This is a genomic window from Sedimentibacter sp. B4 (assembly GCF_000309315.1).
GTDB lineage: Bacteria > Bacillota > Clostridia > Tissierellales > Sedimentibacteraceae > Sedimentibacter > Sedimentibacter saalensis.
In genome coordinates, this window is sequence record NZ_CANG01000091.1 from 1 (window position 1) to 405 (window position 405).

Sequence of the window (405 nt, forward strand, 5' to 3'; positions counted from 1 at the left end):
GCCGGCGTTCCGGCCTCGTCGCGGAAGATGGCCGGGGGGCGGCTCTCGGGCATCCGCGAGGCCCCTGGCGCCCCCTGCGGCGGCGTCATCGGCGGTCTGCCAGACCGCGCCCGCAGCCTCGCTGCGCTGCCAGGTCGTCCGGTTGCGGGACATCCGGCTCGACCGGGCCGGCCTCTACCTCGGGCGTCTCCTCCACGACCGGTGCGGGGGGCGCGGTGTCGATCCGTCCTGCCGTCACGCCGCGTAGCAGCACCCAGAGCGCGCCGGCGCCGACGGCCTTGAGCAGGAGGTCGATCAGGCTGCCGATGATCTCGACGACGCGGCCGAACGGGTCGTCGGCTGCGATCGCCCCGAGCACGTAGCTGACCAGCGTGAGCAACACACCCGCGCTGAGCACGATCGCGG

General features: G+C 74.6%; 1 protein-coding gene. It reads right to left on the reverse strand.

All coding sequences use genetic code 11. The features are described 5' to 3' along the window. Positions 1–85: 85 nt before the first annotated feature. Positions 86–405: hypothetical protein (locus tag BN358_RS26075; protein ID WP_040582418.1), on the reverse strand; the 320-nt coding region annotated here is incomplete at its 5' end.